The following is a 15,156-nucleotide window of genomic DNA, read 5'->3' as shown; positions in this document are numbered from 1 at the left end:
ATTAGATAAGGGAAATTTTATGGGATTAAAACATCTTGAGGACGTGACTTATTTCCGTCTCAATAACGAAATCAATCGTCCTATCAATGGACAAATCATGCTTCATAAAGATAAGGAAGCCTTGAATGCCTTCTTTAAAGAAAATGTAGTTCCAAATACTATGGTTTTTGATTCAATCAAAGATAAAATCAATTACCTCATTGAACACAACTACATCGAAACAGCCTTTATCAAAAAATACCGTCCAGAATTTTTGGAAGAATTGCATCAATTTATCAAAGAACAAAACTTCCAATTCAAGTCTTTCATGGCAGCTTATAAATTTTACAATCAATATGCCTTAAAGACTAACGACGGTGAATATTATCTTGAAAGTATGGAAGACCGCGTCTTCTTTAACGCCCTTTATTTCGCTGATGGCAACGAAGCTATTGCAATCGATATTGCCAATGAAATCATCCACCAACGCTACCAACCTGCTACTCCTTCCTTCTTGAATGCTGGACGTGCTCGTCGTGGAGAGTTGGTATCTTGCTTCCTAATCCAAGTAACTGATGATATGAACTCTATCGGACGTTCTATCAACTCTGCTCTTCAACTTTCACGTATCGGTGGTGGTGTGGGAATTTCCCTCAGCAACCTTCGTGAAGCTGGTGCACCTATCAAAGGCTATGAAGGAGCAGCTTCTGGGGTCGTTCCAGTTATGAAACTTTTCGAAGATAGCTTCTCTTACTCAAACCAATTGGGGCAACGTCAAGGTGCTGGGGTTGTCTACCTCAACGTCTTTCACCCAGATATCATCGCCTTCCTTTCAACTAAGAAAGAAAATGCTGATGAGAAAGTTCGTGTCAAGACCCTTTCACTTGGTGTTGTGGTGCCCGATAAATTCTACGAATTAGCACGTAAAAATGAAGAAATGTACCTCTTCAGCCCATACTCAGTAGAGCTTGAATACGGTGTGCCATTTAACTACATCGACATCACTGAAAAATACGATGAACTAGTCGCAAATCCAAACATCCGCAAGACAAAAATCAAGGCGCGTGATTTGGAAACTGAAATTTCTAAATTGCAACAAGAATCTGGCTACCCTTATGTAGTCAACATTGATACGGCTAACCGTGCAAATCCTGTTGATGGTAAGATTATCATGAGTAACTTGTGTTCTGAGATTCTTCAAGTCCAAGAACCAAGCTTGATCAACGATGCTCAAGAATTCCTTCAAATGGGAACGGACGTTTCATGTAACCTTGGTTCAACCAACGTAGTCAACATGATGACTTCACCTGACTTTGGTCGTTCTATCCGTGCTATGGTTCGTGCCCTTACTTTCGTTACAGATAGTTCGCACATCGTAGCTGTTCCTACTATCGACCATGGAAATAGCCAAGCCCATACCTTTGGTCTCGGTGCCATGGGACTTCACAGCTACCTTGCCCAACAATTGATTGAATATGGATCGCCTGAGTCTGTTGAATTTACAAGCATCTACTTTATGCTTATGAACTACTGGACATTGGTTGAATCAAACAATATCGCGCGTGAACGTGGTATTACCTTCCATAACTTTGAAAAATCAGACTATGCTAAGGGAAGCTACTTCGACAAGTATGTGACAGGCGAATTTGTTCCAAAATCAGACCGTGTTAAAGAACTCTTTAAAGATGTCTTTATCCCAAGTGCTGCTGACTGGGCTGAACTTCGCGACAAGGTTCAAGCAGATGGACTTTACCACCAAAACCGTCTAGCTGTTGCTCCAAATGGTTCTATCAGCTATATCAACGACGTTTCTGCTTCTATCCACCCGATTACACAACGTATCGAAGAGCGTCAAGAAAAGAAAATCGGTAAAATCTACTATCCTGCTGCTGGCTTGTCAACAGAAACCATTCCTTACTACACTTCTGCTTACGACATGGATATGCGTAAAGTGATTGATGTCTATGCTGCTGCAACTGAGCACGTGGACCAAGGACTTTCACTCACCCTCTTCATGCGTAGTGACATTCCAAAAGGACTTTACGAATGGAAGAAAGAAAACAAACAAACGACACGTGACTTGTCAATCCTTCGTAACTATGCCTTTAACAAGGGTATCAAGTCTATCTACTACGTCCGTACCTTTACAGATGATGGTGGAGAAGTCGGTGCCAACCAATGTGAAAGCTGTGTGATTTAATCTTTGCTTGAGGAAACTACTTTTTCTCAGATAAGTATTCATTCACCCTGCTAAACTAGAATAAGCATCTATACTATGAAATAACAAAAAGTCGGGCTTCCGACTTTTTGTGCGATACTCCTCTAGAATTATGATAAAATAGAAGTAGTTGTGAGTTCGCAATACTAAACACAGAAAGAGATTTCAAAATGGAAACTTACTACAAAGCCATTAACTGGAATGCCATCGAAGATGTCATCGACAAATCAACTTGGGAAAAACTGACGGAGCAATTCTGGCTTGATACACGTATTCCTTTGTCAAATGACTTGGATGACTGGAGAAAGCTATCAAATATAGAAAAAGACTTGGTTGGAAAAGTCTTTGGTGGTTTAACCCTTCTCGATACTATGCAATCTGAAACTGGGGTTCAAGCCCTTCGCGCAGACATCCGTACACCTCATGAGGAAGCTGTTTTCAATAACATCCAATTTATGGAGTCTGTCCACGCTAAATCTTACTCATCAATCTTCTCTACCTTGAATACAAAGGCTGAGATTGAAGAAATTTTCGAATGGACCAATACCAATCCTTACCTACAAAAGAAGGCTGAGATTGTCAACGAAATCTACCTAAACGGTAGCCCACTTGAAAAGAAAGTTGCCAGCGTCTTCCTCGAAACCTTCCTCTTCTACTCTGGTTTCTTCACTCCCCTCTACTATCTTGGTAACAACAAACTAGCCAACGTTGCGGAAATCATTAAATTAATTATTCGTGATGAGTCTGTTCACGGAACTTACATTGGTTACAAATTCCAACTCGGTTTCAATGAATTGCCTGAAGAAGAGCAAGAAAAGCTAAAAGATTGGATGTACGACCTGCTCTATACTCTTTATGAAAATGAAGAAGGCTACACAGAAAGCCTCTATGACGGTGTTGGTTGGACGGAAGAAGTCAAAACCTTCCTTCGCTACAATGCTAACAAGGCACTTATGAACCTGGGGCAAGATCCACTCTTCCCAGACTCAGCAGATGATGTCAACCCAATCGTTATGAACGGTATTTCAACAGGAACTTCCAACCACGACTTCTTCTCTCAAGTCGGAAATGGTTACCTTCTTGGCGAAGTTGAAGCTATGCAAGACGATGACTACGACTACGGTTTGGACTAAGTCAACAATTTCAGAAGTGATATCAATATCATGGTTTGTTTAAAACAACCATGATATTTTTGTTTTTGTTTTCTTTTGTTTTTTAAATTGATTGATTGAATACTTTATGATAAAATAGTAATAGAAATAGAGGTGATAACGATGTTAAAGCAGGAAAAACTAGATAATATTCTAGAAACGGTAAATACAAAAGGAACTATTACTGTAAAAGAAATTATGACTCGCTTAGATGTATCAGATATGACTGCTAGACGCTACTTGCAAGAGTTGGCAGACAAGGATTTACTTGTTCGGGTGCACGGTGGAGCTGAAAAAATTCGTACAGGTTCTATTTTAAATAATGAACGTTCCAATATTGAGAAACAAAGCTTACAAATTGCAGAAAAACAAGAAATCAGCCGTTTTGCAGGCCATTTAATTGATGAGGGTGAAACTATTTTTATCGGCCCTGGTACCACCTTGGAATCTTTTGCACGTGAACTTCCAATTGATAATATTCGTGTTGTAACAAACAGTTTACCAGTCTTTCTCATCCTAAACGAACGAAAACTAACAGATTTGATTTTAATCGGTGGAAACTACCGCTCTATCACTGGAGCCTTTGTGGGAACACTAACCTTGCAAAACCTAGCCAATCTCCAATTTTCTAAAGCCTTCGTTAGCTGTAATGGTATTAAAGACAATGCGATTGCGACCTTTAGTGAAGAGGAAGGTGAATCCCAACGCATCGCCCTCAATAATTCCAATAAAAAATACTTACTAGCTGACAATAGTAAGTTCAATAAATTTGATTTTTATACCTTCTACAATATCTCTGATATTGATACCATCGTTTCAGACTCTAAACTGAGCAAAGAAACCTTCGAACAACTTTCAAAACAAACAAAAATTATTCTTTCTAAACCATAAAACTGAGGATTGATAAAATATAAAATGCGTCATATCAAAAAAATAAGAATCTTGATATGACGCATTTTTTGATGAAGATTTTTACAAAGAGTTTCCTAGATTCTTTATGATTGTTGAAACGGCATAAAATCTGAATCAAAGGAGATATTATCCCATTCTTCAGGATTGATAAAATTTAAAAAGATATTTTTAAATTCTTCCAGCTCATAATCCGAATGACAAATCCATTCTTTACCGGTAGAGACATACCATTTCCCAAGTTTTTTCAGCTCCTCATTAGTCAAACAAGGTATTTGAGAACATTTATCAAAATTGATAATATAAACTTTTTCATAAATTGATTGGATAAAATCTTTGAACATCTTTTACCTCACTAAAATTCTATATCTAATTACTAATTCTACTAGTCTATAATCTGAGTTTCCGCTACTTTCTTGTACCAATGAGCTGATTTCTTAGGATAACGTTCTTGCGTTTCAAAGTCTACATAGAAGAGACCGTAACGTTTTTCATAACCATTTGACCATGAGAAGACGTCCATCAATGACCAAATGAAGTATCCTTTGACGTTTGCACCATCTGCAATCGCATCAGATAATACCTCTAAGTGTTGTTTGACATAATCAATACGGCCATCATCATAAACAGTGTTATCAACGAACTCATCTTTATACCCGAGACCATTTTCAGTGATGTAAATCTTCTTGTAGTTAGGATAATCTTTCTTCACTCGCATGATTTGATCATACAAACCTTGAGGATAGATAATCCAATCCCAGTCTGTACGTGGCACATAATCCGGAGCTACACGACGACCAACACCTTTTATTTGGTATTTAGAGCTTCCTTTCTCACCCTTACCATTATGGATAATTTCAGTTTCTCCATCAAAGGCTTCCATCCAGTCACTCATATAGTAATTGATTCCAAGGAAGTCATTCAAGTCTTTTGCGACTTCTAATACTTCGAAATCTTCTTCACGAAGATCTAAGCTACCACCATTGGCAGCCAAGATAGCCTCTACCCCTGCCAGAGTCTTTTCAGAGTAGTGACCTAGATAAGTTGCATCCAAGATAAATTTATTGTGAATAATATCTTCCAACTCAGCTGCACGAACATCTGCTGGATTTTTAGGATCTAAAGGATACTTGGTTGGCAGGGCATGAACAACACCAATTTCACCTTTATAACCTTTATCTTTATATAGCTTGACTGCACGCGCATGAGAAACCATCATATTGTGGTGCGATTGGAAAACTTTGGCAAGGTCGTACTGAATACCTGGAGGGAATTTACCAACCAAGTATTGACCATCACCGATTGGCCCAATTTCATTAAAGGTTGTCCAATAGTTTACTTCTGGGAATTCTTCAAAACAGAAGGCAGCGTAGTCTACAAAGTGTTCGATATTTTCACGGTTTAAGAAGTCTCCATTTGAATGTAGAGATTCAGGCGTGTCAAAGTGATGAAGAGTTACAAAAGGCTCAACATGACGTTTGTGGCACTCCGCAAATAGATTATGATAAAACTCAACACCTTTAGCATTTACTTGGCCGTAACCAGTCGGGAAAATACGTGACCAGGCAATAGAAATTCGAATACCATTGACACCATACTCTTCTGCCAACTTGAGGTCAACTGGGTATCGATTGTAAAAATCACTAGCTGGTTCTGCAGTATACCAGTAGTTATCTTCAAGATACTTATCCCACGCTACTGGTCCTTTACCATCAGTATGTGTAGCACCTTCTGCTTGATAGGCAGCTGTTGCGCCACCAAAAATAAAGTCTTTTGGTAATGTTTTTGTCATTTTTTCACCTATTTCTTGATTTAAATAAAGTAAAAGTGAGAGGAGAGGAGTCAGTGAGCCATCCTTCTCCATCTCACTTCTTGTACCAAGTCACCGAATTGTGACATGAGGAGGTAAAAACGATATCTTTTTACCGACGAATTAACAAGGCGATTAGGAAATTCGCTATAGCGATTTCCGTAACGATAGGAGACTATTTCAGAGTCCCTATTATTAATCGAATTGTGACATGAGGAGGTAAAAACGATATCTTTTTACCGACGAATTAATAAGGCGATTAGGAAATTCGCCATAGTGATTTCTGTAACGATAGGAGACTATTTCAGAGTCCCTATCGTTAATCGAATTGCGCTTGTACAAATGCTAGAGCACCTTTTCCATCACGAGTTAATTTGATGTATTGAGCGCCTTCTGTCTTGGCAAGTTTAATACCGAGCTTATCTGTTTCTGCTTTCATGTCTTCAAAGTTTGAAGCAACTTGAGGGGCAAGGATAACTAGATCAAACTCTGGTAACATTTCACGGTGAGCACCATAGCCACCTGCTGCTGCTTTCACAGGGACATTGTATTCTGCAGCTGCCTTATTCAAAGCATTAGCAAGAAGTCCACTTGTCCCTCCACCTGCACAGAGAACGAGGACATTTGTTTCTTCAGTGATTGTATTTTGAGCTGCATCGACACCCGCTTTTTCAAGAATAGCATCTGCTTTTGCAGTGTTGAAGTTTGCAGCAACTTTGTCTTTCAATTCATCATTAGATTTACCTGAACGCTCTTCTTCAAGAATTTGTTCATCATAGACTTTAAGGAATGGATAGTAAATAACTACGTCAACCACGATTAGAAGGGCAGCAAGAATGAATGATAGAACTTGGAAGTTCGTACCAAGAACTAGACCTAGTGGAGCTGGAGTTGTCCATGGTAGATTAGCAGTAAATGAATTCATTCCAAGAGTTTCAATGAAGAATTTAAAGATCCAAACGTTTGCGATTGGAGCAAAGATAAATGGAATGAAGAAGATTGGGTTTAATACAAGTGGTGCACCAAACAAGATTGGTTCATTTACACCAAAGAATGTTGGGACTACTGAAGCACGACCGATTGCACGGTTACGTTTTGATTTTGTTAACCACATGAACATGAATGGAACAACCAGTGTCGCACCAGTACCACCCATGGTAACGATAAACATTTGTGTACCAGAAGTAAGAATCTTGTCAGCGTGCATACCTTGTTGGAGAAGGTTCAAGTTGACTTCGGCATTGGCATAGGTAATTGCTGCGATAGCAGGTTCAACAATAGATGGACCATGGATACCAACAAACCAGAAGAATGCAAATGCACCAAAGATAATCGTAATACCTAGATAACCATCAGCAGCAGAGAATAATGGTGCAAAGAATTTACCGATTGATTCTGCTACGCTTGCACCAACAAAATGACGAGCTAGTAAATCAAGAGCATAAAGTGAAACAACTGAGAGAGTGAATGGAATCACATCTTTAAAGACTTGTGAGATATTTGGTGGAACTTCGTCAGGCATACGAATAGTGACGTTGTTCTTAACACAAACCTTATAGATGGCTACAGTAACAAAGGCAGCAAGGAAGGCTGAAAGCAAGCCTTTTGTTCCCAAGAATCCAGTAGCTAGACCATTTTCGATAGGATCAGCTGCTAACATCAACAAACCAACAATCGCTGCTAACAGTGTTGACATATAGTTGATTTGATTGGTTTTCTCCATGCTACGGTTTACTGAGTCAGTCAATGACTTAGCTGTTGTACCAGCTACCAAGAGAGCCAGAATACCCATAGAATAGCTATAAGGTTTCATCAGAAAGGCTACAACTTCATCAGACCATTTAAAGCCCCATGAGTTTGGTACAAAGGCAATCAAGATAAAAATACTTGAGAAGAGAATAACAGGCATACCTGCAATGAAACCATCACGAATGGCACGAAGGTAGATATTACGAGATAGTTTCTCAAAGAAAGGTTTTCCTTTCTCAATAAATGCAATTAGTTTATTCATTATTTAACTCCTCTCTTGTACAGTTCAATTAAATGGTGCATCAAATCTTTTAATAAGATAGTTGTCATCAAGTGGTCTTGGCCATGCATCATGGTTACACTATAGGCTAAGTCCTCACCAGAAGCTTCCTTAGCCAATAGACTTGTTTGCGCGTGGTGAGCCTCTGCAATACAAGAACCAGCTTCCTCAACTAAGCTATCTGCTTTCGCAAAATCACCAGCTTCAGCAGCCTTTAAAGCTTCCAATAGTTTTGAACGAGCATCGCCAGCATAGGCTACGATTTCAAAACCTAACAATGTTACTTCTTCTCTATTCATGATAGAATTCTCCTTATATAGTTTTAAATAAATTTTTATGACAATAAACGTTGGATATGTAGAACTAGATAAACTCGTTCACTTTTATACAAATCAAGACCCGTATGTTGCGTAATCACATCATAGATCTTGGAACCAATCTCGAACGCTTTTGGATAGGATTGTTTAATATGATCTTCCATATCCAGAAGTGATTGGTTATCATCTCTAGATCTGTCTAAATAATCCAAGAAATAATTCAAATGAATCATAAAACGATCATAGAAATGGTTATTCTCTTTAGTTCGTTGAATTGCATAGTCCGTTAAAACTTCTTCAACATTCCTGAGAATTTCTTTCCTCTTATCAATCGACTCCACAAGTTCCACTTCATTTTCACCTTCGGCATTAATGAAATGATAAGCAATCCGAATAATTTCGTCCTCAGGAAAATGATCTGCTAGCTTCTGACGGTAAATTTCAAATGCTTCATTTGCGATTTGAAAAGCGACAGGATACTTAGTGGAAATATCTGGCAGATTACTATCCTTGTACCTTCCTTGTGCTAGAGCTTGGTAAGAACAGTAAATATGATCTGTCAATGTTACGTAGAGATACTCTTGAATCGGATAATGATATTTCTTTGATAGCTTATCAATGATTTCATAAGTCACTGTGATAAAATCAAGCGGAACATCTTTGAGGAGAGCCATAAAGTTTTCCCTGGACTCTTCGGTCTTCATCCGAAAGATTTTCTCAACCTGATGTTCAGCAATCAAATCCCCTTTCTTCTTTCCAAATGTAATCCCCTTACCAATCACAATCACTTCTTCTCCTTTATCATTTCTGACAAGCGAGACATTGTGATTCATTGGATTTAGAATTCGATACATGTCATCCTCCTTTTATATCTTAAAGGTATATGAGTACAAAAAATGACCACAAATGAACTAGAAAATCAGCCGATTTCTAATTCACCTGTGATCATGCCTAATATTACTTAGTAACACTCACCTTGTATTAACTTGTGATTTAAGTATAGCACAAGTAAGTTGTTTTGTAAACCTTTACATAAAACTTTTTTTAAAATTTTTTTAGATTCATGTTCCTAACCTAGGAGGACTTGCTTACACGCGTTCTTTCCATGAAGTCGCTGTTGTTTGAAGAACTTTGTTGAGTTCGTCAATGTTTTCAAAACCAGTTGTGCGAAGCCATTCGCGAGCTGCTGCTTCACCATCTTTGATGTATGCTTCAACTGATCCAGCCCATGTAGCACGGCCACAAAGAACTCCGTTAAAGTTTGCACCTGATTCATGAGCAAATACAAGAGTATCTTGGAAAAGTTTAGCTGATACACCAGCACTCAAGTAGATGTAAGGCAAGTTAGTTGCTTCATCTTGAGCTTTGAAGAAGGCTGCTGCTTCTTCACGTGTATAAACTACTTCACCTTCAGCGAAGCCTTCAACATATTTAATGTTAACAGGAACTTCTACTTTCAAGACATCAATGTTAAAGCGTGGGTCTGAGAAGACTTTCATAGCGCCGATAACTTTGTGTGGTTTTACTTTAGCGTATTCTACAGAACCTGCGTCAGCAATTTTTTCATCGTAAGCAAGGATTTCAAGGAAGAATGGGATATCTTCAGCCACACATTCAGAACCGATACGTTCGATGTAAGCCTGTTTTTCTTGGTTGAGTTCGTCTGAGCTATCTACGTCATAGTAAAGCAAGAATTTAACTGCATCTGCACCTTCTTCTTTAATACGTTTTGCAGACCAAACATCCAAGCAGTCTGGCAAGCGTTTTGTGCTTGTTGTGTCATAACCTGTTTTTTCATAAGCAAGGAGAAGACCAGCTTTTTCATCAAGAGCTTTAGTCGCTGGAAGTCCATATTCAGGGTCAAGAAGCATTGATGAAGCGTATTTAGTCAATTCATCTGCTACCAAGACTTTCAGTTCTTCCATTTGAGCCACTGTTGGTTCTTCTGTTTGGTGTTGAGCCATGAGGCGTTTCAAAGCACCACGTTGGTCAAATGCAAGAGCTGAGATGATACCATTTTCATCAGAAAGTTTTTCTAAGCGTGCACGTTTTTGTTCTGTTAAAGCCATTTTATACCTCTTTTACTATTAATTGATCATATAGAGCTTGATAGTTGGCCATGTTGACATGACCAGTCATTTTTTCTTGAGCATTGAGCATACCAAGGACATTTGCCTTGATGAGTAGTTCTGCATCCGATTCTTTATGAAGTAAACCTGAAGAAATTCCAGCAACTGTAGAATCTCCAGATCCAACAGGGTTGACTACCTGAATTCTAGGAATATCTACCTTGTAGAAAGTGTCACCATGTTTGGCAAAGGCACCGTTGGCACCAAGTGAAACGATAATCCATTCAATACCTGCAAATAAAGGTTCTTGAAGAACTTCTTTTAATTCATCCAAATCCTCAGAAACTTCTCTTCCTAGAAGCTGGGACAATTCCTCATTATTTGGTTTGATGACTGTTGGTTTATGTGGTGATTCAAGAACCGCCTGAAGTGCTGCACCAGAGCAGTCCAAGACAACAGGCTTGCCAGCTTGATTAGCAAGTTCTACCAATCTCGCATAGTAATCAACTGGAAGGCCAGCTGGCAGACTACCTGAGATAGCTACTACTTCAACTGACTCCAAGAGTCTTTTGAAATGTTCCAAAAAGTCTTGACCTTCCTGTTCCAATACTTCAGGACCTTTTTCAAGAACTTCTGTTTGGTTGTCTCCGTGAAGAATAGCGATACAGTTACGAGTTTCTCCCTGAATTGAGAAGAAATCTTTCTTTACTTGATCATCGATATTTTCAACCAAAAACTCACCAAGTTTGCCACCCACTAAACCAGTAGCAAGAACAGAATCTCCAAATTCTGAAAGTACTCGGGTAACATTGAGGCCCTTACCACCAGCCGTTTTGGTTACATCCACCACACGATTGACAGTATCAATCTTTAACTCATCCAAGGGATAGGAAATATCAATGGATGGGTTCATTGTGACTGTTAAAATCATAGGTCACCTCTTAGTCGTGGTATTCTCCGCGATCCCATTTTTCAAGGAATTCAGTGAAGAAGTTTGCGTCTGTTTGTTGAGCATTGTGACTTTCAACGTGTTCAATTTTCGCAATCAATTTTTTGTTTTCTTCAGATGGTTTGTATTCAGCATGGATGAAAGCTTCGATGATATCACACATGAGCAATTCACCAGTAATCTTACCACCAAATCCGATAACGTTGGCATTCAATTGTTCTTTAGCATAAAGGGCTGTTGTCATATCACGAACCAAGGCAGAACGGACACCAGGAACTTTATTTACAGCATTGTTGATACCAACACCAGTACCACAGATACATACCCCAAGATCAGCTTGACCGCTAGTTACAGCTTCACCAACTTTTTTACCAAAGATTGGGTAGTGAGTACGTGTATGGTCATATGTACCAAAGTCAATGACTTCATATCCTTTTGATTTCAAAAATTCTGAAACCGCCATTTTTTCATCTGTTACGATGTGGTCACATCCAATTGCAATTCTCATTTTTAACTTACCTTTCTTACTGTAATCTAATTAGCACATTTTGTTCAACATATCGACACGAATTTGGTGACGTCCACCATCGTATTTACCGTTAACAAATCCTTTAGCAATGTTTTTAGCCAATTCATCACCGACAAGTTGTGCACCCATAGTGATCATACGTGAGTTGTTGTGTCCACGAGTCATATAAGCTGAACGTTCGTCAGATACTTCTGCAGCAACCATTCCTTTGATTTTAGTGGCAACCATAAATGGACCAGCTCCATAAGCATCAATCACGATACCAAGGTTTTGTTCTTCTTTGTTTACTTCTGCAGCAACAGCAAGAGTCACATCAACAAAGTCTTGACCTTCAGCTGTAACATCCACAACGTGGAAGTTTTCTTTTTCCAAGAAGTCTTTCACAACTTCTTTCAATCTCAAACCTGCAGCATCTGCACCGATAACAATAGACATATTGTATACTCCTTTTATTTTTCTAGGCTAGTAAAAACTTTTATGGTTAGCAGTTTACCTACAAAAAGTTTTCTAGCAGTTTATTGACAAATTGGATTGAATGAGATGAATGACACCTTATTCAAGTTTAGGAAATCAGTTTCCTAGAAATAATCTTTCTCTACGAAAGAGAATATAACAAGTGATTGTTTGTTTGTGACAAACATCATTTGTTGCTTACAAACATAATATACTCCTATTTCTTAAAAAAGTCAACAATTAATGTTTGTTTTTGTGTTTTTTTAATTAAAAAATTTCGATATCAAAACCAATTTGATCCACTTGACCAGGTTCTAGGAGACGAACATTCTTCTTATCTTCTAGATGATCTCCTTCTTCAAGGGATGTTGACAAGCCAGACCAGGGTTCAAAAGCAATGAAAGGTCCTTTATTCAAAGTTGACCATATAATGAGGTTTGGAAACTCTGCAAAACGAACTTTCAATCCCTTATCATGTTTACGAGAACGAAGGGCAATTGTTCTAGATTGCAATTCATCTAAGGTGACTGCATCAGTGCTGAAAAGATCATAGCTGAGGTCTAATTCTTTTTGACCTTCTAGCCATGGACTTCTATCTTGAAAATCAAGCATACCTGTTTCTGGGAAAGGACGTGGAACAGAGCAAGTCTCTTCTTTTTCAAACTCTAGATAATAATCTTCATAGACTTCATCATCAAGCAGAGGACAATTAAATCCTGGATGTCCACCAATAAAGTAAGGCATGACCTTGCTAATTTCTTTATTAAATATTTTGTATTGAGTCCGTACTGTCTTTCCAGTAAGGCTATAAGTGATTTCTAAGCGGAAATGATAAGGGTAGTTCTGATAGCTATTCTCATCGTCTTCAATTGCAAAAGTTACACTATTATCTGTCTGTTCAACTAATTCAAATTCTTTCTTACGAACCAAACCATGACGAGGAATCTTTCCTTTGATTTCTTGTCCATTATCATCTATATAAAGTGCTGTATCCTCTCTCAATGAACCACAAATGGGGAAGAGAACAGGAGCTTGTCCACTCCAATAAGTAGCATCTCCTTGCCACAAATACTCAACTCCCTCGGCATCTTTTATAGAAGAAAGAGCCCCACCAAAACTGTTAAATTCAACTCTTAATTGCTCTGATTTTAATTCAATTACCATTGTTTTCTCCGATTTCTTGATAGTTTATAAAAAACTAGGCTGTCACTCCTAATGGTATGACAACCTAGTTTCAACAATTTACATTTTATAGGAGCGCATTATTTTGCTTTTGCTGCGTACTCTTCGTTACGTTTGATCATTTGTTTTCTGTACCAAGCGAAGATACCGATATAGAATACAAGGAAGACTACAGCACCAAGGATTGCTTTGATATCACCAGTTGTAGTGTTACCAATTGTCCAACCAAGAAGTTTTTCGATTGGTCCTTCAAGAGTTGAGTGAGTGATCAATTGAGTTTGACTCACACCTGCTGGGAAGGCACCTACACCTTTAGCAAGTTCTGTTGCAAATGGTGCGATAAGTGTACCTGAAAGAAGGAAGAGTGGCAACAAGAGTGTTCCGAAGATAATCATACGGAGCAATTTACCACGTGTTACAACCAAGAGAGCTGGAGTAACACCCATAGCGATGATACCTGCAAGTGGCAAGATACCATTTCCGACTTTTGAAAGAAGCACTGCTTCAACCAACATGATTGGTGCAAGTACGTTAGCACAAGCCCAGATTTCAGCACGACCAGCGATGAAAGGCCAGTCAAGACCGATGTTGAATTTACGTCCTTGAAGACGTTTAGTAGCAACGTTTGTAATACCTTGTGAAAGTGGTTCTACGGCAGCGATGAACCATGAACCGATAAGTGAGAAGAGTTCCAAAGATACACCGGCAGTCAAACCAAGAGACAACCATCCTCTGATAACAAGACGCCATTTATCTGCATCTGCAACCCCTTCAATTGGATGTGGAGTTCCCATAATACCGATAACAATACCAAGAATGAAACCGATAAAGAATTTAGATCCCCAGAAACCGATTTTTTTGTTCAATTTAGCAGCATCAAAGTCATATTTATCAAGACCTGGGAAGAATTTTTCAAAAATCTTATCCAAAACCATGATAACTGGGTTCATCATGTAGTTCATGTGAGTTGATGTCATTGGTGATGAACTTGGTGCATTAAGAAGGTCATCAAATGTAGGTTTCATCAAGTCAGAGTTGATAATTTTCAACACACCAACAAGTACGATAGCTGCTGTAGCAATAAAGAGAGAAACCCCTTGGCTCACACCGTTGTTGTCTGCATACCATTTAATCAAAAGACCTGTGATAGACAAGTGCCAGATATCGAAGATATCAACGTCAAGTGTATCAGTTTTCTTCATAGCAAGCATTACTACGTTAACAATCAACATGATAAGCAAGAAGTAAAGTGTCCAAGCAGATCCCCAAGTGATTGTTGCAAGTGGTGCCCAACCAACGTCAGTGATACTCAATTGGATACCTGTGTTTTCAACGAATTTTGCAAGTGATGCTGAGAAAGCACCATTTAGCATACCGATGATGGCACCGATACCTGTAAGAGCGATGGCAAGTTTGATACCACCTTCAAGCGCTTTGGAGAATTTCACTCCAAAAAGTAAAGCCAATACTGTCAAAATAATTAACATGATGACAGGTCCACCCATATCTAAGATAGGTGTGAAAAATTCTTTGATTAGGCCAAAGATTGCATCCATAACAG

The 15,156-nt window shown here is 38.6% G+C and carries 14 protein-coding genes; 3 read left to right on the top strand and 11 right to left on the bottom strand.

The features are described from left to right. Positions 1–19 precede the first annotated feature (19 nt). The 3 genes from nrdE to QM818_RS00660 all read left to right on the top strand — a co-directional run bounded on the left by nrdE (position 20) and on the right by QM818_RS00660 (position 4,239). Positions 20–2,179, top strand: a complete 2,160-nt coding sequence (gene nrdE / locus QM818_RS00670; protein ID WP_414299785.1) for a class 1b ribonucleoside-diphosphate reductase subunit alpha — start codon at positions 20–22, stop codon at positions 2,177–2,179. Between the two features lie 188 nt (positions 2,180–2,367). Continuing rightward, complete coding sequence (nrdF, locus tag QM818_RS00665) at positions 2,368–3,330, top strand: class 1b ribonucleoside-diphosphate reductase subunit beta (protein ID WP_261032063.1); 963 nt, start codon at positions 2,368–2,370, stop codon at positions 3,328–3,330. A gap of 141 nt (positions 3,331–3,471) precedes the next feature. Then, positions 3,472–4,239, top strand: a complete 768-nt coding sequence (locus QM818_RS00660; RefSeq protein WP_000917573.1) for a DeoR/GlpR family DNA-binding transcription regulator — start codon at positions 3,472–3,474, stop codon at positions 4,237–4,239. A 104-nt stretch (positions 4,240–4,343) separates the two neighbouring features. Here QM818_RS00660 and QM818_RS00655 read toward each other — a convergent pair whose 3' ends face one another. The 11 genes from QM818_RS00655 to QM818_RS00605 all read right to left on the bottom strand — a co-directional run bounded on the left by QM818_RS00655 (position 4,344) and on the right by QM818_RS00605 (position 15,151). Continuing rightward, positions 4,344–4,601: a DUF3884 family protein gene (locus tag QM818_RS00655; protein ID WP_077805063.1), complete on the bottom strand. Its 258-nt coding sequence runs from the start codon at positions 4,599–4,601 to the stop codon at positions 4,344–4,346. A gap of 41 nt (positions 4,602–4,642) precedes the next feature. Continuing rightward, a complete protein-coding gene (gene lacG, locus QM818_RS00650) occupies positions 4,643–6,049 on the bottom strand; it encodes a 6-phospho-beta-galactosidase (protein ID WP_261032074.1) in 1,407 nt (468 codons plus the stop codon). Between the two features lie 337 nt (positions 6,050–6,386). Continuing rightward, entirely contained in the window at positions 6,387–8,078 is a 1,692-nt protein-coding gene (locus tag QM818_RS00645) for a lactose-specific PTS transporter subunit EIIC (protein ID WP_045611530.1), read from the bottom strand. After that, positions 8,078–8,395 carry a PTS lactose/cellobiose transporter subunit IIA gene (locus tag QM818_RS00640; RefSeq protein WP_001078320.1) on the bottom strand — a complete coding sequence of 106 codons (318 nt, stop codon included), beginning with the start codon at positions 8,393–8,395 and terminating at the stop codon, positions 8,078–8,080. Before QM818_RS00640 ends, QM818_RS00645 begins: the two co-directional genes overlap by 1 nt. Positions 8,396–8,430: 35 nt before the next feature. Beyond that, positions 8,431–9,267, bottom strand: a complete 837-nt coding sequence (locus QM818_RS00635) for a PRD domain-containing protein (RefSeq protein WP_143952156.1) — start codon at positions 9,265–9,267, stop codon at positions 8,431–8,433. Between the two features lie 234 nt (positions 9,268–9,501). Next, positions 9,502–10,482 carry a tagatose-bisphosphate aldolase gene (gene lacD, locus QM818_RS00630; protein WP_001229114.1) on the bottom strand — a complete coding sequence of 327 codons (981 nt, stop codon included), beginning with the start codon at positions 10,480–10,482 and terminating at the stop codon, positions 9,502–9,504. 1 nt (position 10,483) lies between these two features. Then, positions 10,484–11,413: a tagatose-6-phosphate kinase gene (locus QM818_RS00625; RefSeq protein ID WP_261032088.1), complete on the bottom strand. Its 930-nt coding sequence runs from the start codon at positions 11,411–11,413 to the stop codon at positions 10,484–10,486. Between the two features lie 10 nt (positions 11,414–11,423). Next, entirely contained in the window at positions 11,424–11,939 is a 516-nt protein-coding gene (gene lacB / locus QM818_RS00620) for a galactose-6-phosphate isomerase subunit LacB (RefSeq protein ID WP_001216913.1), read from the bottom strand. Between the two features lie 30 nt (positions 11,940–11,969). Next, the gene (gene lacA, locus QM818_RS00615) at positions 11,970–12,395 is read right to left on the bottom strand and encodes a galactose-6-phosphate isomerase subunit LacA (protein WP_000029277.1); all 426 of its coding nucleotides are present in this window, start codon (positions 12,393–12,395) and stop codon (positions 11,970–11,972) included. A 285-nt stretch (positions 12,396–12,680) separates the two neighbouring features. Then, positions 12,681–13,577, bottom strand: coding sequence for an aldose 1-epimerase family protein (locus QM818_RS00610; protein ID WP_261032089.1), 897 nt, complete (start codon positions 13,575–13,577; stop codon positions 12,681–12,683). A 98-nt stretch (positions 13,578–13,675) separates the two neighbouring features. Then, complete coding sequence (locus tag QM818_RS00605) at positions 13,676–15,151, bottom strand: PTS galactitol transporter subunit IIC (protein WP_261080790.1); 1,476 nt, start codon at positions 15,149–15,151, stop codon at positions 13,676–13,678. Positions 15,152–15,156: the final 5 nt, after the last annotated feature.

The sequence above is a fragment of the Streptococcus mitis genome (assembly GCF_047464035.1).
GTDB classification, from domain to species: Bacteria; Bacillota; Bacilli; order Lactobacillales; family Streptococcaceae; genus Streptococcus; species Streptococcus mitis_DX.
The sequence above is the reverse complement of the archived record's forward strand: the minus strand, read 5'-3'. Positions and strand labels throughout refer to the sequence as shown.

Coding starts and splice junctions, on each gene's coding strand:
- nrdE (WP_414299785.1), top strand. CDS start 20: ATGGGATTAAAACATCTTGAGGACGTGACTTATTTCCGTCTCAATAAC.
- nrdF (WP_261032063.1), top strand. CDS start 2,368: ATGGAAACTTACTACAAAGCCATTAACTGGAATGCCATCGAAGATGTC.
- QM818_RS00660 (WP_000917573.1), top strand. CDS start 3,472: ATGTTAAAGCAGGAAAAACTAGATAATATTCTAGAAACGGTAAATACA.
- QM818_RS00655 (WP_077805063.1), bottom strand. CDS start 4,601: ATGTTCAAAGATTTTATCCAATCAATTTATGAAAAAGTTTATATTATC.
- lacG (WP_261032074.1), bottom strand. CDS start 6,049: ATGACAAAAACATTACCAAAAGACTTTATTTTTGGTGGCGCAACAGCT.
- QM818_RS00645 (WP_045611530.1), bottom strand. CDS start 8,078: ATGAATAAACTAATTGCATTTATTGAGAAAGGAAAACCTTTCTTTGAG.
- QM818_RS00640 (WP_001078320.1), bottom strand. CDS start 8,395: ATGAATAGAGAAGAAGTAACATTGTTAGGTTTTGAAATCGTAGCCTAT.
- QM818_RS00635 (WP_143952156.1), bottom strand. CDS start 9,267: ATGTATCGAATTCTAAATCCAATGAATCACAATGTCTCGCTTGTCAGA.
- lacD (WP_001229114.1), bottom strand. CDS start 10,482: ATGGCTTTAACAGAACAAAAACGTGCACGCTTAGAAAAACTTTCTGAT.
- QM818_RS00625 (WP_261032088.1), bottom strand. CDS start 11,413: ATGATTTTAACAGTCACAATGAACCCATCCATTGATATTTCCTATCCC.
- lacB (WP_001216913.1), bottom strand. CDS start 11,939: ATGAGAATTGCAATTGGATGTGACCACATCGTAACAGATGAAAAAATG.
- lacA (WP_000029277.1), bottom strand. CDS start 12,395: ATGTCTATTGTTATCGGTGCAGATGCTGCAGGTTTGAGATTGAAAGAA.
- QM818_RS00610 (WP_261032089.1), bottom strand. CDS start 13,577: ATGGTAATTGAATTAAAATCAGAGCAATTAAGAGTTGAATTTAACAGT.
- QM818_RS00605 (WP_261080790.1), bottom strand. CDS start 15,151: ATGGATGCAATCTTTGGCCTAATCAAAGAATTTTTCACACCTATCTTA.